The following is a 21,120-nucleotide window of genomic DNA, read 5'->3' as shown; positions in this document are numbered from 1 at the left end:
GGTGGCCAGCAGCGGCCCGGCGAGCCCGCCGGCGGCCAGGCCGATGCTGCCGACCGCGGTGGCGGCGGCGAGCAGCGCCGGCCGGGTGCGGGTGGCCGGCGGCCGCGGTGCCGCCGAGGTGAGGGTGGAGGTCGTCATGTCATCCACCATCGGCGCCGTCGACGGCGGGCGTCCAACACCTGTTCGAGCGGCATTGACCGCCCTGTGTTGTCGATCGGTAGGGTGGCGGACGTGGCCGTGTCCGATGTCGACACCCGGTTGCTGCGGCACTTCGTGGCCGTGGCGCAGGACCTCCACTTCGGCCGCGCCGCGGCTCGCCTCTACGTCGCCCAGCAGGCGCTCAGCCGCGACGTCGCCCGGCTCGAACGCGAGCTCGGCGTCCGGCTGTTCGACCGCACCACCCGCAAGGTGACGCTGACGCCGTCGGGCGAACGGCTGCTGGCGCGGGCCACCGAGCTGCTGGCCGTGCACGACGCCATGCTCGAGGAGCTGCGCGACACCGCCCGTCCGCTGCTGGTCGACGTCATGCACGACCGGTCGACCGCGCTGCGCGTGCTCGAGGCGGCCCGGCCGCTGGCGCCCGGCGCGGAGCTGGAGGCGCGGTTCCACGGCGGCTGCGACGCGGCGGTACGGGGCCTGCTGGCGCACCGCGTCGACGTCGTGTTCGGCCGGCTCACCGGGGTCCGGGTCGCGCTGCCCGGCGACGTCACCCGCCGCCTGGTCCGGCTCGAGCCGCTGGGCCTGATGGTGCTCGACGACGACCCTCTCGCGCGTCACGACACCATCCCGATGGGGATGCTCGGCGGCCGCACCATCGACACCAGCGGCGGCAATCCCGAGGCGCCGGAGTGGGTGGAGCTCGGCGCCGAGCTGGTCGGCGCGCACGGCGGCGTCGTCGCCCCCGACCACCATCCCGGCATGGCCGCGGTCGCCGCCGCCCCGCCGGAGGAGACGACTCACCATCTGCGTGCCACCGGCTGGCCGGTGCTGACCAAGACCGACGCCGCCCCGATCCCCGGCACCGTGGTGCGGCCGCTGATCGACCCCGTCCCGCTCTATCCGTGGACCATGGTCCACCGGACGACGCTGACGCATCCCGGGGTCGGCGCGCTCCACCAGGCCCTGGACCGCATCGTCCCCGCCGAGGGCTGGCTCGACCCGCCGGAGGGCGCCTGGCTACCGGCCGCCGACCGGCGCCTGCTGGACGCCGCCGGCTGAGCCCGGGCGGCCGGCGACCCAGGTGTCGGCGACCAGCGGGACGCCGGGACGGTAGGCGAGGTGGACGTACGACGGCGCGTCCAGGACGGCGAGGTCGGCCCGGGCGCCGGGCGTCAGCCGTCCGACGTCCGTGCGCCGCAGTGCTGCCGCGCCGCCGGCCGTCGCCGCCCAGAGCGCCTCGGCCGGCGTCATCCGCATCTCGCGGACCGCCAGCGCGATGCAGAACGGCATCGACGACGTGTAGCAGGAGCCCGGGTTGCAGTCGGTGGCGAGCGCGACGGTGACGCCGGCGGCGAGCAGCCGGCGGGCGTCGGGGTACGGCGAGCGGGTGGAGAACTCCACGCCCGGCAGCAGCGTCGCGACGGTGCCGGAGCCGGCCAGCGCGTCGACGTCGGCGTCGTCGAGGAACGTGCAGTGGTCGGCGCTGGCGGCACCGAGCTCGCAGGCCAGTCGCACGCCCGGGCCGGGACCGAGCTGGTTCGCGTGCACCCGCGCGCCCAGGCCGCGGCCGAGGCCGGCGGTCAGCACCGCGCGGGCGGCGTCGGCGTCGAACGCGCCGGTCTCGCAGAACACGTCGACCCAGCGGGCGTGCGGCGCACAGGCGTCGAGCATCGGGCCGGTCACGAGGTCGACGTACCCGCCCGGGTCGTCGGCGTACTCGGCCGGCACCACGTGCGCCCCGAGGAAGGTGGTCTCGTCGGTGTGCTCGGCGGCCAGCGCCAGCGCGCGGGCCTCGTCGGCCACCGTCAGGCCGTAGCCGCTCTTGATCTCGACGGTGGTGGTGCCCTGCCGGCGCATCTCGCGCACGAGCCGGGCGAGGTTGAGGGCGAGCAGTTCATCGGGAGCGGCGCGCGTGGCCGCCACGGTCGTGCGGATGCCGCCGGCCGCATATGACTGGCCGCTCATGCGCGCGGCGAACTCGGCCGAGCGATCGCCGGCGAAGACGAGGTGGGCGTGGCTGTCGACGAAGCCGGGAACGACACAGCGGCCGTCGAGGTCGATGCGATGGTCGGCGCTGGGTGCGGCGGGGGCTGGGCCCACCCAGAGGACCCGACCGCCGGAGTCGGCGATCAGGGCCGCGCCGGAGATCTCGCCGAGCGGCGAGCCGTCACCGAGTGCGGGATCGTTCGTGACCAGCAGTCCGATGCCGTCGAGGAGGGTGGTCGCCACGACGGGAGCCTAATGGGCGGGCTCAGGCGGAGCTGGCGGCGAGGACCCCCCACGCGACGAGCTTCTCGCGCAGCTCGGCCGGCGGGATCTCGTAGAGCAGTGCGGCCAGCGAGATGTCCTCGGACCGGATGGTGAGCACCGGACTGCCGAAGTCGTTGCGCTGCCGCTGGATGGACGCGACGAAGGTGGCCAGCCGCTCGGCCTCGGGCGGTGCGTTACGCAGCGCGTCGAGGTCGAGGACGACCTTGCCCTCTTGCGTCGGGATACGGGACCGGGCGCCGTCGGACACCAGGGTGTCGACCGGGACGCCGTAGAACTCGGCGAGCTCGGCGATGCGTCGGATGGACGCCACGCGGTCGCCGCGTTCGTAGGAGCCGACCACGACTGCGCGCAGCCGGCCACCGGACTTCTCCTCGACGGCCTGCAGCGAGAGCCGGCGGCGCTTGCGCAACGCACGCAACCGCGCGCCCACGACCTTCGCGAAGTCCTCCTCCGTCGAGTCGGGACTGCCGTCGTTCATCGTCGAGCTCCCCAAAGGTGCCTCGTCCTCCGTACTGATCCGCCCGCACCAGCACGCCTGCGCCGCCCCCCTGGCAGGGTCCCGGACAACGCCCGGGACAGATCAGAGAATACCGGGCATTCCGGCCGATTGATCACCGGCCGACCGCGACTTTGTTCAGCTCGCATGCTAGGAGGTCCGGCGAGGACACGCCAACGACACGTGTTCCACGTCACATCATGCGGAGCGGGACTCCTGGATTCCGCGCCTGTTCCAGGACGACCTGGGCAGGTAGCGGCTTGGACATGAAGAACCCCTGAGCGCGGTAACAGCCGAGGTCGAGCAGCGTCGTGACCGCCGCGGGGTCCTCGACGCCCTCGGCCACCGTGGTCAGGTTGAACGCCTCGGCGAGCCGGACGATCGCGGCGACGATGGCGCGATCGCCACTGCTCTCGGCCAGCGCCGAGACGAAGCTGCGGTCGATCTTGAGGATGTCGACCGGGAGCTGTTTCAGCTGGGCCAGCGAGCTGTACCCGGTGCCGAAGTCGTCGATGGCGAGCGTGACCCCCAGGCCGCGCAGCCCGTTGAGGGTGGCCTGCACGTCGTCGATCTCGCGCATGACCGTGCTCTCGGTGATCTCGATGCCCAGTTCGGCCGGCGCCAGGCCGTACCGGCTCAGCAGGGTGGCGACGAAGCCCACGAAGTCGGCGCTGATGAGCTCTCCGGCGGAGATGTTCACCCGGACCAGCGGCGGCGGAACCGGCGACGTGCGTTTCCACGACGCGAGCTGCCGGCAGGCCTCCTCGAGCACCCAGCGCCCGAGCTCGGCGGACAGGTTGATCTCTTCGACCACGGAGATGAAGGCGTCGGCCGCGAGCAGCCCGCGCTCGGGGTGCTGCCAGCGCACCAGCGCCTCGACACCGGTCATGCGGCCGTCGCGGAGGTCGAACTCGGGCTGGAAGTACAGCCGCATCTCGTTGTTGCTGATGGCCGAGCGCAGGCGCAGCTCGAGGTCGGCGCGGACGAGAAGCTTGGATCGCAGGTCGTCGTTGAACACCACTACCGAGTCTCCACCGCGCTCCTTGGCCTCGAGCAGCGCGACGTCGGCGTTGCCGAGCAGCTCGTCGACCGTGCTGGGCATGTCCCCGTTGACCACGACGCCGATGCTGGCGCTGCGGCTGATGGCGTGACCACCCACCTCCAGCGGCTCGGCGACGCGGTCGAGGATGCGCCGCGCGGCCCGCTCGGCGGCGGACGTCGAGCCGATCTCGTGCAGCACGATGACGAACTCGTCGCCGGCCAGCCGCGCGACCACGTCGTTCGGCCGGACGGAGTCGCGCAGCCGCTGCGCCACGGCCTGGATGAAGCTGTCGCCGACCGTGTGACCGAGCACGTCGTTGACGGTCTTGAGGCGGTCCATGTCGGCGAAGAGCACCGCGAGCGGCGCCCGGGGGTCGGCCTCGAGCACCGCGTTGAGGTCCTCGACGAACGCCCGGCGGTTCCACAGCCCGGTCAGCTCGTCGTGGTAGGCCTGGTGGTGCAGGCTCTCCTCGGCCGCGACACGGGCGTCGAGCTGCACCAGCAGCGAGGCGATGGCGCGCAGCGCCCGCACCTCGGCCCGGGTCCAGATGCGATCGCCGAAGTGGATCAGGCCCAGCACACCGAGCGTGGTGTCGTCGTGGATGAGCGGCACGGTGGCCAGCGACACCTCGGGCACGCCGGACCCGGCCCGGACGCGCTCCTGGTAGCTCAGCTGTCCGTCGGACGGCCGGGTGATGAACGGCTCGCGCTGGTCGCGCACCATCGAGAAGATGGGGTCGTCGGTGTCCCACGGAACGATGCCCAGAGGGTCGGGATCGGGCACGTCCAGCCGCCGCGGCCACTCGTCGACCAGCACGCTGGCCTGCAGCTCCGGGTCGTTGTGCCGCAGGAAGCAGGTGTCGGCGCCGAAGTAGCGGCCGAGCTCGCTGATGACCCGGAACAGGGTCTCGGCGAGGTCGCGGGCGGTGACGCCCATCAGTTCCGCGGCGACGTAGGTGACCAGGGCGTCGAGCCGGCCGTGCTGGTCGGTGATCTCACCGGCCTCCATGACCGCCGCGCACAGTTGCGCCGACACCGACAGCAGCTCGCGGTCCTTCGCCCGGTACGAGGCGCCGTCGAGCCGCACCAGGCAGATGCTGCCCACGAAGTCGCGGTAGGCCACCTTGGTCGCGAGGATGGTGTAGCCGGCGGGCGTGGTGTGCTCGACCGGGACGGCGTCGGCGTGGCCGGCGACCTCGGCCGTGATGGCGCGGATGGCATCACGCATGACCGTGATGTCCTTGCCCTTGACACCCGCCGAGGCGGCACTCCCCCAGGACACCAGCGGCATGCCGCCGTCGACGGCGATGACGTCCGCCGAGATGGAATCCGTGGCCCGAGCCAGCGCTTCGAGGAGCGGCTGGATCGTCTCCGGGTCCATCTTCATAGGTTGCTCCCTGCCTCCAGGGCGTCCCGAACGGTGCGGTTCGCAGACAGGCGGCGGCTCCGGACGCTGACGCTAGGAGCGTATCCGATCCGCATGACCAGCGCGACGTACCTCTGCCCAAGCCCGACGATCCCGGCGAAATCGCGACGTAGGCCGCGAAGCCGGTCGGCGTAGCGGGGCGACAACTCCTCGTAGTCGGCGTCGTCGACCCCGAAGATGAAGACCGGCGACATCGGATGCACCGCGAGACCCAGCCGCTCGGCCTCGATCCAGACCCGCTCGACCGCCTGGCCGCCGCGCACGTAGTCGGCCGGCGAGGAGCCCGCGACGGAGACCACGGCCAGCCCGCCCGCGGCGTCGACGCGGTCGCGGGTGGACTCGCCGAGCGCCCGGCCGAGATCCTGCTCGGCCAGCACCTCCATGACGTCGCGCCGGCGGGCGACGCCCAGCTTCGCGAGGTCGGACGCGTCGAGCTCGAGCGTCCGCACGTCGATGCCCCAGTCGAGCGCGTCGATGCCGGGCCAGCGCAGCTCGCGCATCATCTCCCGGTGCAGGTGCTCGGTGAGGTAGCGCAGCCGGTCGGACTCGCCCAGCAGTTCGGCCAACTCGTGCAGCTCGCCGCGGCCGGTGACGAGGTGGACCTCGGCGTCCTCGGCCGCGGCCGCGGCCCGCAGGACGTCGGCCGTCCGCTCCGGCAGCGGCCTCGGCTCGTTGAAGTGACGGTTCGACACCCGCCGCAGCATGGCGTCGTACAGTCCCGCCAGCTCCGGGTCCGTGCCGGCGCCGAAGCGCAGGCTCGCCACGTGGTCGCCGTCGGGACGGATCTCGACATCGCCGAGCAGCCCGTGCCGGGCCGCCGCGACGCGCGCGTTGAACAGCGCCGCGCCGATGGCCACGTGGCTGCCGCGGAACGCGACGTCGAGCGTGGAGGTCTGGCTCGGGTCGAGGCCGATGTCCAGGCCGTCCGGGCCGAGCGTGAACGTCCAGGGCTGGGTGTTGCCGCCCGACGGCGCCAGCCGTGCGGCGTGCGCCACGGCGGCGCGGGGGTCGGCCGGCGGCGGCTCGGGGTCGACGACGAGGTCGGCGCCGAAGTCGGCGTCGGCGGCCGGCGGCGGGTCGGCGAGCTTGGCCAGCATGGCGTCGAGGTCGACGCGCACCCGTCCGGACGGCACGGGGGCACCCAGGCCGAGCTTGCGGACGGCGGCGGCCACCGTCGCGGCGCCCAGGGTGATGTCGCCGCCCAGCTGCGGCCAGGTGTTGAGGGTCTCGTCGACCTCCGTCATCGAGGCGGCCATCGGCGCCGACAGCTCGCTCGGCTCGAGCACCCGCAGCACGTACGGGACCTTGTCGTGCGTCGACAGGCCCATGAGGTCGGCCGGGCGCGCGTCGCCGAGCAGCCCGTGGAACAGCGGCCGGTCCGGCTCGAGGTCGTAGCGCTCGACGTCGAGCAGCCCGCGGTCGCTGGTCTCCATGACGACCGGCAGCCGGTGCCGCCGTGCGCCGTCGCGCAGCGCCAGCTTCACGTCGAAGGAGTCGCACTCCTCGATGACGATGTCCAGCCCGTCGAGGAAGGTGTCGATGGAATCGAGGGCGAGGCCGGACGGCTCGATGCTGACCTCGATGTACGGGTCCAGCTCGGCGATGCGGCGAGCCACCACGACCGCCTTGTTCAGCCCGAGGTCGAAGACGGTGCCGGGGATCCGGTTGAGGTTGGACAGCTCGATCTCGTCGAAGTCGGCCAGCCGGATGTGGCCGCAGCTGCCCTCCAGCGCCAGCGTGTGCGCGATGGCGTGGCCGACGCTGAGGCCGGCCACGCCCACGGACAGCCGCCGCAGCCGCCGCTGCTCCTCGGCGGTGATCTTGTTGCGGTTGCGGTCGGTGCGCAGGGTCTGGAACGCCTCCGGACCCAGCAGGCGGATCAGGGTGCGCCGCCACGGGTAGAAGTACCACCGCGCCGGCTCGTCGACGATCTCCGGCGGCGGCGCGGAGAGCAGCCGGGAGAGGTCACGTCGCTGCTGCTCGATGGTGTCGACCACCTGGACCGCTGGGTCGGCGCGCAGGCCGGCCAGCCGTTCGGGGTCGTCCACCAGCTCAGGGCGCCAACCGGCCCCGTTCACGGCGTCGCTCATCGTGCGCCCGGAACCTCCGTGCCGGTCGCGGTACGGCATTCCGCCTCGAACAGCCGCCGCTGCTCCGCCGTGGCGCGCTCCATGGCGGTCTCGGCGTCCCAGGTCAGCATGGTCGTCCGGTAGCGGTCGTCGGGGTAGCGGGCCGGGATGATGCCGGGCAGCTCCTGGGCGCCGGAGTTGAACCAGCGCGACGCCGCGTGCTCGGCCGCGGAGCAGTACGCGTAGCGCACCCCGAGCAGGCGCATGGCGTGCAGGAACGCCCGCGACGTGAGGTCGGCCAGCGCCGACTTGTGCTCGGACGTGGGGTCGACCCAGGCACCCTTGAGCTCGATGACGCCCTCGGGCAGGGCCGCCTCGATCCAGTCGCTCACCAGCGAGGCGGACACCGGCTCGCTGACGAACTCGCGGGGCGCGTAGGCGTCGCGCATCGAGCGCAACGGGCCGTTGGCGTACCAGCCGGCCCAGACCTTCCCGCTGTCGTCGGAGGTGATGGCGAACACCGGCGCGGCCGACGCCTGCGTCGCGGCGGGCAGCGTGAGCGCCCGCTCGACGCGGTAGCGCTGATAGCTGGCCCGGGCGCCGTCGACGTACGTGGTCCAGTGATCGAACCGCCGGCTCGGCGTGTAGAAGCGCAGCGTCATGCCCGAGACCTCGTCTCGGAACCCGTACAACTCGCGCGTGGTGGTGCGCTGCGCCGACGTGATGAGGGATGACTTGAGGGGGCTGGTGGTCATGGCATCCACACCTGGCTTCACGGCTCCGTCCGGTCTGTCATGTCTGTACCGTATGCGCCGTTCACGCTATAGATGCATAATGCCCGACTCGGCGCGAGGGCGACGCCGGAATGGAGAACGCGACGGGTGCCTGCCCCCCAACAGACCCGCCGCGTCTCCACCTTGCGGCGGCAGGACCAGCCCGCGGAAACCTGCCGCCGCCCCGTTTGGGACGTGGTGCGAACGTCCCCGGACGCGCGCACCACGTCCCCTTTTCACGACACGGCCTGTGCAGGGCGGAGGGCCGTGTCGGTCCAAGGTCACGGCTCGAGGCCGTGATTCGCACCTTCGGCGCTCCGGTGACCGCGAGGCGCCACTTTCGCGACATCCCCGTCCCTCACGGCCAATCCAACGTATTGGACTGGAGCACCTAATTGCCGGTGCGGATGTTTAGAGAATAGACAGGCGAAACTGATCGCGCAACAACTACTTTGCGTAACTCAATGTGACGGAGAGTAGCGGGATCGATCTTGGCCAGGGGGTGACGGTCAGTGATCGAAAACTCACGCTACGTCACGGTTCACCAGCTCAACGACCGTCACACGGCGTCACGTGAGACCCGGCTCGCGGCCCGCCCCGCACCGCGTCGCGACACCGGACAATAGCGCCCGCGATCGGGCCGGAAGTGGAGCACGCGATTTCCCGGCCGATCCCCTCGGCGCTATTCCGGACGGCCGATCCGATCTTCACCGAATTGACCGCCGAACATCGTCGCAAGGTACGAGACGTCGGTCCGGCGTGCCGCCGCCACGCCGTCCACCGGGCACGACGCACACCGGCCGGGCCGGCGGACCGTGCGACCGTCCTCGGGCGCCGAACCGTGATCACCACCTTGCCGAGCGTCATCAGACCGGTAAGACTTCTCCGGAAATGTCTGGGTCTCCGGCTTCCTACCGCGCCGTCTTCGCCGCGACGGAGTTCCGCTGGCTGTGGCTGGCGCACCTACTCTCCGTGATCGGCGACCAGCTCGCCCGTGTCGCACTGACGCTGCTGGTGTTCGACCGGACGGAGTCGGCCGGCCTGGCCGCGCTCACGTACGCCCTCACCTACCTGCCCGACCTCGTGGGCGGCGCCGCGCTGGCGGGGCTGGCCGACCGCTTCCCGCGCCGCGACGTCATGGTGCTGACCGATCTGGGCCGGGCGGTGCTGGTGGCGGCGATGGCGGTGCCGGGCGTCCCGCTGGCGGTGCAGGTCTGCCTGCTGGCCGTGGTGCAGTTGCTGACGGCGCCGTTCTCGGCCGCCCGGCAGGCGGCCCTGCCGGACATCCTGCGCGGCGACCGGCTGGCGCTGGGCCTCGGCGTGTTCTCCATGACGTACCAGGCCGCGCTCGTCGTCGGCTTCGGCACCGGCGCGGCGCTCGTCGCCTGGCTCGGCGTCCCCTCGGCCCTGCTCATCAACGCGGCGACGTTCGTGCTGTCGGCGCTGCTGATCGCCCGCGGACTCGGCCCGCACCGCCCCGTCGCGCACGCCGGGGCAGCCGGCGACACCGCGGCCGCCGGGCAGTGGGCCACCGTCCGAGCGGGCTGGCGGGTCGTCGCGCACGATCCGCGGCTGCTGACGCTGCTCGCCATCGCCTGCTGCTCGGGGTTCTACGTGGTGCCGGAGGGCCTCGCGGTGCCGTTCGCGGCCGAGATCGACGCCGGTTCCGCCGGGGTCGGCTGGCTGCTCGTCGCCAATCCCGCGGGGACGGTCATCGGCATGCTGGTGCTGGGCCGCCTGCGGCCGGAGCGCCGGCTCGCGCTTATCGGGCCCCTCGCCGTGGCCAGCAGCCTGGTCCTGATCCCCACCGGCTGGCTGCCCGGCCTGGCCGTCTCGGTGCTGCTGTGGACCGTCAGCGGGGCATGCTCGGCCCACGACATGGTGGTCCAGGCCACCTACGTCGAGTCCGTCCCAGCACACCGCCGAGGTCAGGCGGTCGGGCTCGCGATCGCCGCCCTCCGGGCGGCGCAAGGTCTCGCCATCGTCGCCGCGGGCATCCTCGCCCAGATCTTCACGCCGTCGACGATCATCCTCGTCGCCGCGGTTCTAGGCGTCGCGGCGGCTGCGGCCGCATGGCATCGGTGGTCACGACTGGCCCCGCCCCGCGCCCATCCACCACCCCAGGGCGAGGCCGACGACATCTCGAGCCGGCCATGACGGGCCGGCGGCTCCACGTGGTGCGCGGACCCTCAGGTCCAGGTGTTGTCGCGCATGGCGGGCTCCCTTCCGCTCGTGTCGCGTACGCCTTCGGTGCGGTTCCCGCTCAGGTCCAGGTGTTGTCGCGCATCGCGGGCTTCTCCTTCCGTGTGCCTCGTGCGTCATCGGCGGCCGTGCCTCACGTCCAGGTGTTGTCACGCATGACCCGCTCCTCTCGCTTCCTCGGATTCCGGTCCGCTCCGACTCAGGTCCAGGTGTTGTCGCGCATGGCACTTCTCCCTCCGCGTGGTCGTTGTCACTACGCCGGTTGCGGTCAGGTCCAGGTGTTGTCGCGCATCGATGTCACCTCCCCTGCGGTGCTGCGGGCAGCGTTCGGCCGTGCGCCGTCGCACATCGCTCGGCCCTCCTTCCAAGGCGTCGCGTACGCGTGGTCGAGAGTGCGGCAAACGCCCATATTTGTGCACTCATTGTCGCCGACCCGGCGACGACAGAACGTCCGGAATTCAGCTACTATGTGCCAACCCCGCATGGCCCCGGCGAACTGCGCAGGTGAAGGCGAGTGCACGGCTTGATTCGGCGAGCACGCAACGCGGTCGCGGGCTGGGCGCTCTGGCAGGCGCCGGCTCCCGTGCGCGTCCTCGTGCTGATCGCCTGCGCCGTGGCCGTCGGCACCAGTGTCGGCACCGCGTTCCTGTTCCCCGTCACGGGCACCGACTTCTACCGGTTCGCCGTCCTGGCGGTCTGCGCGGTCGTCGCCATCGAGCTCACCCGGCACATCGATCGGCGCCGGGTCTACGGCCACAGCAGCTCCGTCGCCTACATCGACACCAAGGCCGTCTGGAGCTTCGCCGCGGTCATCGTGCTGCCGCCGGTGTTCGCCACCCTGATGGTCGTCCTGACCTACCTGCACTCGTGGACGCGCGTGCAGCACGAGCGGCCCGGCGGCTTGGTGTACCGGTGGATGTTCTCCGGCGCGACGGTCCTCTGCGGCACCCAGGCGGCGGTCGCCGTGCTGGCGCTGGGCATGCACGACTACCCCGGGGCACCGGCCGCGTCGGGCATCGACGGCCTGACCGACCTCGGCATCATCACGCTGGCGGCCACGCTGCGCTGGGCCATCAACGTCGCACTCATCATGGTCGCCATCGCGCTCAGCAAGCCGAACATCCAGGCCCGCGAGCTCTTCTCGAACTTCGGCGAGCAGATGCTCGAGGCCGGCGCCATGGGCCTCGGGCTGGTCGCGGCGGCCATCGTCGTGGCCAACCCGTTCGTCATGCCGGGCATCGTCATCGCCATGGTGGCACTGCACCGCGGCATCCTGGTCAACCAGTACCAGCAGGCCTCGCGCACCGACGCGAAGACCGGACTGTCCACGGCCGGCTGGTGGCACGACTTCGCCGAGCAGGCACTCGTCCGAGCTCGCGACCACGGCGCCACGCTGGGCCTGCTCATCGTCGACCTCGACCACTTCAAGCGGCTCAACGACACCTTCGGACATCCCTTCGGCGACCGCGTCCTCAAGGCCGTCGCCGAAGAGCTCATCGCCGAGATCCGCAACGAGGACGCCTGCGGCCGCTGGGGCGGCGAAGAGTTCGTCGTGGTGCTTCCCGACGTCGGCGACGAGCGCAACCTGCGCAACGTCGCCGAGCGCATCCGCCGCCGCATCCAGTCGATCGTCGTCGACCCTCCCGCGCCGCTCGCCGGCGCCGGCGACTCCGCCGTCACCGCGTCGATCGGCGGGGCGATCTTCCCGTCCGCCGGTATGGCCAGCCTCGACGAGCTGCTGCTCGCCGCCGACACCGCGCTGTACGCCGCGAAGAACGGCGGGCGCAACACCGTCCGGCTCAGCGGGGCCCAGGCGCCGGCCGCCGACGCCGAGCAGCGCGCGCTGCCGCAGCAGGCCCAGCCGCCGTCGCCGAACGCCTGACCCGCGGTCCGGCGCCCGCCCTGGCTCCGGGATGATGGGCCGATGCGCGCATTCATCGGGGCCGCCACCTCCGGCCAGGGCAGTCCGGCGTCCGGCATCACCGTCGCCGACATCGAGAAGGGCGTGGTGACGCCGGTCGGCGAACCGGCGCTCCGCGGCGTCGGCAACCCCATGTACCTGGCGCTGTCGCGGGACGGCCGGGTGCTCTACGCCGTCCACGAGGTCGCCGACGGCGCCGTCAGCGCCTGGGCGGTCGACGGCGACGTGCCGCGCTCCCTGGGCGAGCCACGCTCGACCGGCGGCAGTGGGCCGTGCCACCTGTCGGTGCACCCGAGCGGACGGTACCTGCTCACCGCCGACTACGGGTCGGGCTCGCTGAGCGTGCACCCGATCGGCGCGGACGGATCGCTCGGCGAGGCGACCGACGTCGTGCGGCACGAGGGCAGCGGTCCGGACCCGCAGCGGCAGAGCACCCCGCACGCGCACATGATCGTCACCGACCCGGTCCGCGGCCACGTCCTGGCCGCCGACCTCGGCACCGACACCGTCTACCGGTACGTCCTCGACGAGGACACCGGCCGGCTGTCGCCGGTCGACGAGATCCCGGTCGCGCCCGGCGCCGGGCCGCGGCACCTGGTGATCCGCGACCGGTACGCCTACGTCGTCACCGAGCTGGCCTCGACCGTCACGGTCATCGACCTGACGGCGCCGGAAGTGGTCGCCGACGTCGCCACGCACGTCGACGACGGGCGCGGGCCCAGCCACCCGTCGGCCATCCGGCTCGGCGCCGACGGCCGGTTCCTCTACGTGGCCAACCGGTTCGTCGACGACATCGCCGTCCTGTCCGTCGACGGGCCCGACGTCGCGCTGGTCGCCACCGTCCCGTGCGGCGGCAGCCACCCCCGCGACATCGAGCTGGACCCCGACGGGCAGTACCTCTACGTGGCGAACCAGTTCTCCGACCAGCTCGTCTCGTTCCGCGTCGACGAGCGCACCGGCGTGCCGGAACCGACCGGCCAGGTGCTCGGCACGCCGAGCCCGGCCAGCATCCTGTTCGGCTGACCGGGCCTGGCGCGAGTCAGGACCGCGAGCGCTGCCGCCGCTCGCGCCGTCCGCCCATCGTGGCCGGGCGGGCGGCACCCGGCACGCTGTCGTGCGCGGCCGGACGGTGCGCCCGTCCGGGTGCGAGCCGGGCCAGCGCCCGACGGCGTCCGGTAGCGGCGGGCTCCGGCACGTGCGTCTCGACCACGGCAGGCGGCGGGGTCTCGCCGGTGATCGGCGGGTCGGGCTCGAGTCCGGAGATGTGCTTCGGCCGCGCGACGAGGAACATCGCGGCGACGGCGAGCACGGACATCGCGAGGATGACGCCCGCCATCGGCACCGCCGATCCGGTGCCGAACGCACCCACCAGCGGCGCGCTGACCGCGCCGACGACGAAGTTCATCGCGCCCAGCAGCGCGGCCGCCGTCCCCGCCGACCGGCTGTGGCCGGCCAGCGCCAGCACCGGGATGTTCGGCATGGTGAACCCGACCGTGGTGAGGATGACGAACAGCGGCACCGCGATGCCGTAGATGCCCAGCGCCCCGGTGGCCGCGAACGCCACCATCAGTGCGGCCGCCACGGAGGCGACGACCAACGCGCCGGACAGGATCCACTGTGGCCGCACCCGCCGGACCAGCCGCGCGTTCAGCTGCGTCGCGATGATCAGGCCGAGCGAGTTGACGCCGAACACGATGCCGTAGGCCTGCTCGGAGAGCCCGAAGACGTCCTGGAAGACGAACGACGAGCCGGCGATGTACCCGAACAGCGCGGCCATCATCAGCCCGCCGGTCAGCATGAGCCCGACGAAGGTCCGCTCGCGCAGGATCGAGCCGTACGTGCGCAGCGTGGCGGCCACGCCGCCGGAGCGGCGGCGGTCCTCGGGCAGCGTCTCGTGCAGGCCGAAGATCACGACGGCGACCAGCCCCAGGCCGAGGGCGGCGAGCACCCAGAACACGCCGCGCCAGTCGGTGAACTGCAGCACCTGGCCGCCGAGCGTGGGCGCCAGCACCGGCGCGACGCCGGTGACCAGCATCAGCCGCGACAGCAGCCGGATCGCGGGCAGCCCGGTGTAGAGGTCGCGGACGACGGCCATCGACACGACGGCACCGGCCGCGGCGGCCATGCCCTGCAGGACCCGGAAGACGCCGAGCACCTCGATGGTGGGTGCGACGGCGCACAGCAGCGACGCCACGACATGGATCAGCGTGGCGGCGATGAGCGGACGGCGGCGGCCGACGGCGTCGGACCACGGGCCGAGGATGAGCTGGCCGATGGCGAAGCCCAGCAGGGTGCCGGTGAGCGTCAGCTGGACCTGGGCCTCGGTGGCGCTCAGGTCGCCCGCGATGTCGGGGAACGCGGGCAGGTAGAGGTCGATGGTCAGCGGTCCGAGTGCGGTGAGCGCGCCGAGCACGAGGATCCGGCGGATCATCGTGCTGCGGGACAGGCCGGTGTCGCCGTCGGCGTCCGGCATCGCGCGAGTGCGCGCAGACAAGGGCAACCTCTTCCGGAGGTAGTGCTGGGTGGAGAGCGGAAGCGGCCCGCGACGGCTGCGGCGCGGATACCGTCACGCACAACTGTGCCAGAGGCGCCTGACATTCCGACAGTGCGTTTCCGTGTGACGAGCCGTACAGGCTCCGGCGGCGGCGCGCGTCAGCGCAGCAGCGGTGCGACGGCCTTCCAACCCGGGTCGGGCTGGCTCTGGACCGCGGCCGTGCCGTGCGTCCACTGCTCCAGAACCGAACCGACGGGCGCGGGGTCGATCTCGAGGCCGTCGACGTAGAGATGTACGACGATCTTGCCCTCGCCGGTGACCCGCCCGACGTGGACGACCTGCGGGCCCTCGCCGCCCAGCTCGGCGACGGCCCGCTGGACCAGCCGCTCGGCGTCGTCGAGCAGCCCGTCGTCGGCCGGCATGCCGTCGGGGCCCGGCGCGTAGTCGAGCACGAGGGCGACGTGGGTGTCGGCCAGCGGCCGCTCGACGCGATCCAGCGGGCGGCGCACCAGCGCGACGATCGGGCCCTTGCGCCCCGAGCCGCGCAGCAGCGCCCAGACGTCGTCGGACGGGCGCAGCTGCTCGACGACCGAGCCCAGCGCGGACACCGGGATGGCGTCGATCGGCGGGTCGGCGGAGACCTCGACCTCGCCGATCCACCGCTCCGCCTCGTCCTCGCCGAGCGCGGCGTCGAGGCCGTGGAACGCGACCGAGAGCCGGTGCTCCTTGTCCAGCAGCGGGAACAGCGGGTGATGGACGACGACGTCGAGGCGGCCGCGTTGCTGGTCGACGCGGGTGCCCGCCACCAGCTCGCGCAGCTCGATGTCGTAGTCGTCGACCTTCATGACGACGGAGTCGAACAGGGCGGGGTCGGCCCGGCGCACCGGCGCGAACTCGACGTCGGGATCGTCGGGGGCGGCCAGCGCCCACCGCTCGGCCAGGCCGCGCAGCTCGGCCTGGCCGCCGCTGGAGACCACCAGCATGAACCGCTTCGCCGAGCTCGGCGACACCTCCCAGTTCAGCGACGGGTCGATGGCCGCGACCGGCGGCCGGAGCAGCGCGATGAGGTCGTCGGAGCGCTTCTCCTCGAACGCGGCGAGGACGTCGTCGCGGTGTTCGGACCACCACGCCCAGAACCGGGCGATCGCGGGCCGGGGGTCGTCCGGCACCTTGGTCTTACGGCGGAAGATCGCCATCTGGAGCTCGTCTCTACGGCGGGCGGCTGATCGCTTCGACGATCACGGGTCGAGAGGAGCATCATAAGGAGTGCGGGATCGACCCGGTGTCCTCCGAAGGAGGTGGGGGTCATGACCATGCCGACTCCCGACATCGAACAGCACCCCGACGTCGCCGTCATGAGGCGCAGGTACGACCAGATCGCCGAGACCCCGGTAGCGCAGTCCGCCGACGGCCTCGCGTTCCTGGCCGGGCTGTACCTGGCGATGTCGCCATGGGTCATCGGTTTCACGAGCGAATCCGCGCTCACCATGACGAACCTGTTCACCGGCATCGCCGTCGCCCTGCTGGCAGCCGGGTTCGCCTCCGCCTACGGACGCCTGCACGGCATGGCCTGGGTCGCGCCGATCCTGGGCATCTGGGCCATCGTGGCGCCGTGGGCCGTCGACGGGCCGGCGCCGGACACCACGGCCATCGTGAGCAACATCGTCGCCGGCGCGGTCATCGTGCTGTGCGCGCTCGCCATGATGTCCGGCGGCATGCGCCGGTCCCGTCCGTAGGGCCGACCTCGGGCGGCGGCGCACCTTCCCCGATCCCGCACGCCGTCGCCCGGGCATCCGTCCAGCATGATGGCGGCCATGGAGTTCGCCGACGTCGTCACCCGCCGCCGCATGGTCCGCAACTACACCGACGAGCCGGTCGACCCGGCCGTCGTCGACCGCATCCTCGAGCACGCGCTGCACGCGCCCAGCGCCGGGTTCAGCCAGGGCTGGGCGTTCCTGCGGCTGGACACTCCCAGTGATGTCGCCCGCTTCTGGGCCGCCGCCACGCCGCCCGGCGAGGGCACCGACGGGTGGTCGGCCGGGCTGCGCCGTGCGCCCGTGCTCATCGTGCCGCTGTCCTCGAAGGCCGCCTATCTCGACCGGTACGCCGAACCGGACAAGGGCTGGACCGACCGCGACGAGTCGCGCTGGCCCGCGCCGTACTGGGACATCGACGCGGGCATGGCCAGCCTGCTCATGCTACTGACCGTCGTCGACGAGGGCCTGGGCGCGTGCTTCTTCGGCATCCCGCCGGAGCGGGTGGCCGCCTTCCGCGACGCGTTCGGGGTGCCGGATGACTACAAGCCGATCGGCGTCATCAGCGTCGGCCACCGCGCGCCGGACCGGCGGTCGCCGTCGCTGCGGCGCGGCCGCCGCGACCTCGACGCCGTCGTCCACCGCGGCCGCTGGAACGGCTGACGGGGCGGCCGCCGGCTCAGCCCTCGCGCATGGGGATGCGGACGCCGCGTTCGGCCGCGATGTCGGCCGCGTGGTCGTAGCCGGCGTCGACGTGGCGGATGACGCCCATGGCGGGGTCGTTGGACAGCACCCGGTCGATCTTCTCGCCGGCTAGGGCGGTGCCGTCGGCGACGGTGACCTGGCCGGCGTGGATGGATCGGCCCATGCCGACGCCGCCGCCGTGGTGGATGGACACCCAGCTGGCCCCGGACGCGGTGTTGACCAGGGCGTTGAGCAGCGGCCAGTCGGCGATGGCGTCGGAGCCGTCGGCCATGGCCTCGGTCTCGCGATAGGGGGAGGCGACGGAGCCGGCGTCGAGGTGGTCGCGGCCGATGACGACCGGGGCGGACAGCTCGCCGGAGGCGACCATGTCGTTGAACCGCAGGCCCGCCCGGTCGCGTTCGCCGTAGCCCAGCCAGCAGATGCGCGCCGGCAGGCCCTGGAAGTGCACCTTCTCACCGGCCATGCGGATCCACCGGGCCAGCGGCTCGTTGTCGGGAAACAGGTCGAGGATCGCTTGGTCGGTGGCGGCGATGTCGGCGGGGTCGCCGGACAGCGCCGCCCACCGGAACGGGCCCTTGCCCTCGCAGAACAGCGGCCGGATGTAGGCGGGCACGAACCCGGGGAACGCGAAGGCGCGTTCGTACCCGGCCAGCTGCGCCTCGCCGCGGATCGAGTTGCCGTAGTCGAACACCTCCGCGCCGGCGTCGAGGAACCCGACCATCGCCTCGACATGTGTGGCCATCGACTCGCGCGCGCGGGTGGTGAACCCGGCCGGGTCCTTGGCCCGCTCGGCGGCCCAGTCCTCGAACGCCACACCCAGCGGCAGGTACGCGAGCGGGTCGTGCGCGGAGGTCTGGTCGGTGACGACGTCGATCTCCGCGCCGCGGGTCAGCAGGTCCGGCACCACCTGCGCGGCGTTGCCCAGCACGCCGATCGACAGCGCCCGCCGGTCGCGGCGGGCCTGGCCGGCCAACCTGAGCGCGTCGTCGACCGACGCGGCCTGCACGTCGAGGTAGCCGTGCTCGATGCGCCGGGTGATGCGCGAGGGGTCGCACTCCACCACCAGCGCGACGCCGCCGTTCATCGTCACCGCCAGCGGCTGCGCGCCGCCCATGCCGCCCAGCCCGGCGGTGAGCGTGACGGTGCCGGCCAGCGAGCCGCCGAACCGCTTCGCCGCGACCGCGGCGAACGTCTCGTAGGTGCCCTGCAGGATCCCCTGGGTGCCGATGTAGATCCACGACCCGGCGGTCATCTGCCCGTACATCGTCAGCCCGAGCGCCTCGAGCCGCCGGAACTCCTCCCAGGTCGCCCAGTCGCCGACCAGGTTGGAGTTGGCGATCAGCACCCGCGGCGCCCACTCGTGCGTGCGCAGCACCCCGACCGGGCGCCCGGACTGCACCAGCATCGTCTCGTCCCCGGCCAGCGTGGTCAGCGTGCGCACCAGAGCGTCGAACGACGGCCAGTCGCGCGCGGCCTTGCCGGTGCCCCCGTAGACGACCAGCTCGTCGGGGTGCTCGGCCACCTCGGGATCGAGGTTGTTCTGCAGCATCCGCAGCGCGGCCTCCTGCGGCCAGCCCTGGGCAGTGAGCTGGGTCCCGCGCGGGGCGCGGACGGGTCGGGGTCCGGACATGGGGGTCCTCCTCAGTGCAGGGTGCCGGTGGCGGCCTCGGCGGCTGCGACGATCCGGCCGGTCGTGACGAGGGCGTGGACGGCGTCGATCTCGGGGGCGAGGTGGCGGTCGGGTCCGGGCCCGGCGACGTGCTCGCGGATGAGGTCGCGGACGGCGCCGGTGCCGGCCGCCGGAGCGAGCGGCGCGCGCAGGTCCAGCGCCCGGGCCGCTGTCAGCAGCTCCACCGCGAGCACCCGGGCGACGCCGTCGACGGCGCGGCGCAGTTTGCGGGCGGCCGCCCAGCCCATGGAGACGTGGTCCTCCTGCATGGCGCTGGACGGGATGGAGTCGACCGACGCGGGCACGGCCAGCCGCTTCAGCTCCGAGACGATGCCGGCCTGGGTGTACTGCGCGATCATGTGCCCGGAGTCCACGCCGGGATCGTCGGCGAGGAACGGCGCCAGCCCTGAGTTGCGGGCGACGTCGAGGAAGCGGTCGGTGCGCCGCTCGCTGATCGAGGCCAGATCGGCCGCGGCGATGGCGAGGTAGTCCAGCACGTACCCGACCGGGGCGCCGTGGAAGTTGCCGTTGGACTCCACCCGCCCGTCCGGTGTCACGACGGGATTGTCGATGGCCGCGGCGAGTTCCCGCCCGGCCACCAGCGACGCGTGGTCCAGGGTGTCGCGGACCGCGCCGTGCACCTGCGGCGCGCAGCGCAGCGAGTAGGCGTCCTGGACGCGGGTGCAGTCGGGCCCGCGGTGGCTGGCCACCACCTGCGACCCGGCCAGCAGCGCACGCAGGTTGGCCGCGGACTCGCGTTGCCCCGGATGCGGCCGCAGCGCCTGCAGGTCGTCGGCGAACACGCGGTCGGTGCCCAGCAGCGCCTCGACGCTCATCGCCGCGGCGACGTCGGCCACCCGCACCAGACCACGAAGGTCGTGCAGCGCCAGCACCAGCATGCCGAGCATGCCGTCGGTGCCGTTGATCAGCGCCAGCCCCTCCTTCTCGGCCAGCACCACCGGCTCGATGCCCGCCGCGGCCAGCGCGGTCCCCGCGTCGACCAGCGCGCCGGACGCGTCGCGCACCGTCCCCTCGCCCATCAGCGCCAGCGCGCAGTGCGCCAGCGGCGCCAGATCCCCGGAACACCCCAGGCTGCCGTACTCGTACACCACCGGCGTGATGCCCGCGTCGAGCAGCCGCGCGTACGCCGACGCCGTCGCCGGCCGAACCCCGGTGCGCCCGGTCGCCAGGGTCGACAGCCGCAGCAGCATCAGCGCGCGGACCACCTCACGCTCGACCTCCGGGCCGGACCCGGCGGCATGGCTGCGGATCAGGCTGCGCTGCAACGCCGCCCGCTTGTCCGCCGGGATGTGCTTCGTCGCCAGCGCACCGAACCCCGTCGACACCCCGTAATACGGCAGATCCGCGACGGCCAGCTTCTCTATCACCTCGCGGCTGCGCGCCACCGCCTCCCGCGCGTCGGCACCCAGCTCCACGCCCGCACCGTCACGGGCCACCGCCACGACCTCGTCGAAGGACACCGGGCCGGTGCCCACCCGCACCTTCACCACGTCGCTCATCGACACATTGTGTGCCACCGGCTCACACGCCACCGAAGCGGCGCTCGAGCAGGGCGTTGAGCAGCGCGGCCGCGGTGCCGGCGTCGTCGACGGTGACGATGGCGCGCCCGCCGTCGGTGAGCTCGACCAGCAGCGCCTCGCCGCCGCGCAGGACGTAGCCGCGGGTGCCCTTGAGCGGGCCGAGCGCGGCGACGCGGTAGCCCCAGCCGCCGAAGTCGCGGACGGGGCGGACCGTGACGGTGCTCGCTCGCGCGATGCGGTCCAGCGACGTGTGCAGGCGCGGCCGGCCGAACCGGCCCCGGACCGTCAGCCCGCGCTCGTCCACCGTCACGGTGACGGAGAACATCGCCGCGGCGAGGATCGCCAGCGCCAGGCTCAGCCCGAGCACCCACCACTGCCGGCCGACAACGCCGGCGACCGCGGTGACGCCGATGCCGGCGACGAGGACCACGGCGGGCACGCCGCCGGTCGCGGCCGACCGGGTCCACGCCACCCGTTCACCGGCGCCGACGGCCAGGTGCGGCGCCTCGGTGGCGCCGGGCGGCAGTGGGCCGGGCGACCTGCCGCCGGTCCGCCGCGGCACCAGCACGGCCGCGAGCGCCGCGACGGCGACACCGGCG

General features: G+C 72.9%; 15 protein-coding genes and 1 pseudogene. 6 read left to right on the top strand and 10 right to left on the bottom strand.

Annotation, left to right across the window (positions count from 1 at the left end; all coding sequences use genetic code 11):
• The first annotated feature begins 231 nt into the window (after positions 1 to 231).
• On the top strand, positions 232 to 1,218 hold the full coding sequence (locus DY240_RS29245; RefSeq protein WP_119663168.1) for a LysR family transcriptional regulator: 987 nt from the start codon (positions 232 to 234) through the stop codon (positions 1,216 to 1,218).
• On the opposite strand, the gene hutI is transcribed toward DY240_RS29245, so the two are convergent.
• From hutI to DY240_RS29220, 5 genes are all read right to left on the bottom strand, one after another.
• On the bottom strand, positions 1,177 to 2,388 hold the full coding sequence (gene hutI, locus DY240_RS29240; protein ID WP_119663164.1) for an imidazolonepropionase: 1,212 nt from the start codon (positions 2,386 to 2,388) through the stop codon (positions 1,177 to 1,179). The genes DY240_RS29245 and hutI overlap by 42 nt on opposite strands.
• 22 nt (positions 2,389 to 2,410) lie before the next feature.
• Positions 2,411 to 2,908 (bottom strand): helix-turn-helix domain-containing protein, encoded by a 498-nt coding sequence (locus tag DY240_RS29235; protein ID WP_119663163.1) that lies wholly within the window; start codon positions 2,906 to 2,908, stop codon positions 2,411 to 2,413.
• Between the two features lie 211 nt (positions 2,909 to 3,119).
• Positions 3,120 to 5,354 carry a putative bifunctional diguanylate cyclase/phosphodiesterase gene (locus DY240_RS29230; protein ID WP_147375579.1) on the bottom strand — a complete coding sequence of 745 codons (2,235 nt, stop codon included), beginning with the start codon at positions 5,352 to 5,354 and terminating at the stop codon, positions 3,120 to 3,122.
• Positions 5,351 to 7,483, bottom strand: a complete 2,133-nt coding sequence (locus DY240_RS29225; RefSeq protein ID WP_119663167.1) for an Rv1355c family protein — start codon at positions 7,481 to 7,483, stop codon at positions 5,351 to 5,353. The genes DY240_RS29230 and DY240_RS29225 overlap by 4 nt, the downstream gene beginning before the upstream one ends.
• Complete coding sequence (locus tag DY240_RS29220; protein WP_119663161.1) at positions 7,480 to 8,217, bottom strand: hypothetical protein; 738 nt, start codon at positions 8,215 to 8,217, stop codon at positions 7,480 to 7,482. Before DY240_RS29220 ends, DY240_RS29225 begins: the two co-directional genes overlap by 4 nt.
• A 909-nt stretch (positions 8,218 to 9,126) precedes the next feature.
• Between DY240_RS29220 and DY240_RS29215 the strand changes: the two genes are divergently transcribed.
• The 3 genes from DY240_RS29215 (at position 9,127) to DY240_RS29205 (ending at position 13,381) form a co-directional block, all read left to right on the top strand.
• Positions 9,127 to 10,392: an MFS transporter gene (locus tag DY240_RS29215; protein ID WP_119663160.1), complete on the top strand. Its 1,266-nt coding sequence runs from the start codon at positions 9,127 to 9,129 to the stop codon at positions 10,390 to 10,392.
• Positions 10,393 to 10,951: 559 nt separating this feature from the next.
• The gene (locus tag DY240_RS29210) at positions 10,952 to 12,319 is read left to right on the top strand and encodes a GGDEF domain-containing protein (RefSeq protein WP_199702706.1); all 1,368 of its coding nucleotides are present in this window, start codon (positions 10,952 to 10,954) and stop codon (positions 12,317 to 12,319) included.
• Between the two features lie 42 nt (positions 12,320 to 12,361).
• Complete coding sequence (locus tag DY240_RS29205; RefSeq protein ID WP_119663158.1) at positions 12,362 to 13,381, top strand: lactonase family protein; 1,020 nt, start codon at positions 12,362 to 12,364, stop codon at positions 13,379 to 13,381.
• Positions 13,382 to 13,397: 16 nt separating this feature from the next.
• Here the strand turns inward: DY240_RS29205 and DY240_RS29200 are convergent, their stop codons facing one another.
• Positions 13,398 to 14,852: a multidrug effflux MFS transporter gene (locus DY240_RS29200; RefSeq protein WP_199702704.1), complete on the bottom strand. Its 1,455-nt coding sequence runs from the start codon at positions 14,850 to 14,852 to the stop codon at positions 13,398 to 13,400.
• Positions 14,853 to 15,010: 158 nt separating this feature from the next.
• Entirely contained in the window at positions 15,011 to 16,048 is a 1,038-nt protein-coding gene (locus DY240_RS29195) for a hypothetical protein (RefSeq protein ID WP_119663157.1), read from the bottom strand.
• 111 nt (positions 16,049 to 16,159) lie between these two features.
• Here DY240_RS29195 and DY240_RS29190 point away from each other — a divergent pair, with 111 nt between their 5' ends.
• Both DY240_RS29190 and DY240_RS29185 read left to right on the top strand, forming a co-directional pair.
• Positions 16,160 to 16,588: an SPW repeat protein gene (locus DY240_RS29190; RefSeq protein WP_119663156.1), complete on the top strand. Its 429-nt coding sequence runs from the start codon at positions 16,160 to 16,162 to the stop codon at positions 16,586 to 16,588.
• Between the two features lie 78 nt (positions 16,589 to 16,666).
• Positions 16,667 to 17,269, top strand: a complete 603-nt coding sequence (locus DY240_RS29185) for a nitroreductase family protein (RefSeq protein ID WP_119663165.1) — start codon at positions 16,667 to 16,669, stop codon at positions 17,267 to 17,269.
• A gap of 16 nt (positions 17,270 to 17,285) precedes the next feature.
• Here DY240_RS29185 and hutU read toward each other — a convergent pair whose 3' ends face one another.
• The 3 genes and pseudogenes from hutU to DY240_RS32625 form a co-directional block, all read right to left on the bottom strand.
• Positions 17,286 to 18,941 carry a urocanate hydratase gene (gene hutU, locus DY240_RS29180; protein WP_119663155.1) on the bottom strand — a complete coding sequence of 552 codons (1,656 nt, stop codon included), beginning with the start codon at positions 18,939 to 18,941 and terminating at the stop codon, positions 17,286 to 17,288.
• A gap of 11 nt (positions 18,942 to 18,952) precedes the next feature.
• Positions 18,953 to 20,500 (bottom strand): histidine ammonia-lyase, encoded by a 1,548-nt coding sequence (gene hutH, locus DY240_RS29175; protein WP_119663154.1) that lies wholly within the window; start codon positions 20,498 to 20,500, stop codon positions 18,953 to 18,955.
• Positions 20,501 to 20,522: 22 nt separating this feature from the next.
• Positions 20,523 to 21,120 (bottom strand): annotated as a pseudogene (locus DY240_RS32625) (DUF1648 domain-containing protein); the annotation flags it as partial.

It is taken from the genome of Jiangella rhizosphaerae (assembly GCF_003579925.1).
Taxonomy (GTDB): Bacteria; Actinomycetota; Actinomycetes; order Jiangellales; family Jiangellaceae; genus Jiangella; species Jiangella rhizosphaerae.
The sequence above is the reverse complement of the archived record's forward strand: the minus strand, read 5'-3'. Positions and strand labels throughout refer to the sequence as shown.

Bases quoted from the DNA above. Each gene is read 5' to 3' on its own strand.
- DY240_RS29235 (WP_119663163.1), bottom strand. From the start codon at position 2,908: ATGAACGACGGCAGTCCCGACTCGACGGAGGAGGACTTCGCGAAGGTC.
- DY240_RS29230 (WP_147375579.1), bottom strand. From the start codon at position 5,354: ATGAAGATGGACCCGGAGACGATCCAGCCGCTCCTCGAAGCGCTGGCT.
- DY240_RS29225 (WP_119663167.1), bottom strand. From the start codon at position 7,483: ATGAGCGACGCCGTGAACGGGGCCGGTTGGCGCCCTGAGCTGGTGGAC.
- DY240_RS29220 (WP_119663161.1), bottom strand. From the start codon at position 8,217: ATGACCACCAGCCCCCTCAAGTCATCCCTCATCACGTCGGCGCAGCGC.
- DY240_RS29215 (WP_119663160.1), top strand. From the start codon at position 9,127: ATGTCTGGGTCTCCGGCTTCCTACCGCGCCGTCTTCGCCGCGACGGAG.
- DY240_RS29205 (WP_119663158.1), top strand. From the start codon at position 12,362: ATGCGCGCATTCATCGGGGCCGCCACCTCCGGCCAGGGCAGTCCGGCG.
- DY240_RS29195 (WP_119663157.1), bottom strand. From the start codon at position 16,048: ATGGCGATCTTCCGCCGTAAGACCAAGGTGCCGGACGACCCCCGGCCC.
- DY240_RS29190 (WP_119663156.1), top strand. From the start codon at position 16,160: ATGACCATGCCGACTCCCGACATCGAACAGCACCCCGACGTCGCCGTC.
- DY240_RS29185 (WP_119663165.1), top strand. From the start codon at position 16,667: ATGGAGTTCGCCGACGTCGTCACCCGCCGCCGCATGGTCCGCAACTAC.
- hutU (WP_119663155.1), bottom strand. From the start codon at position 18,941: ATGTCCGGACCCCGACCCGTCCGCGCCCCGCGCGGGACCCAGCTCACT.
- hutH (WP_119663154.1), bottom strand. From the start codon at position 20,500: ATGAGCGACGTGGTGAAGGTGCGGGTGGGCACCGGCCCGGTGTCCTTC.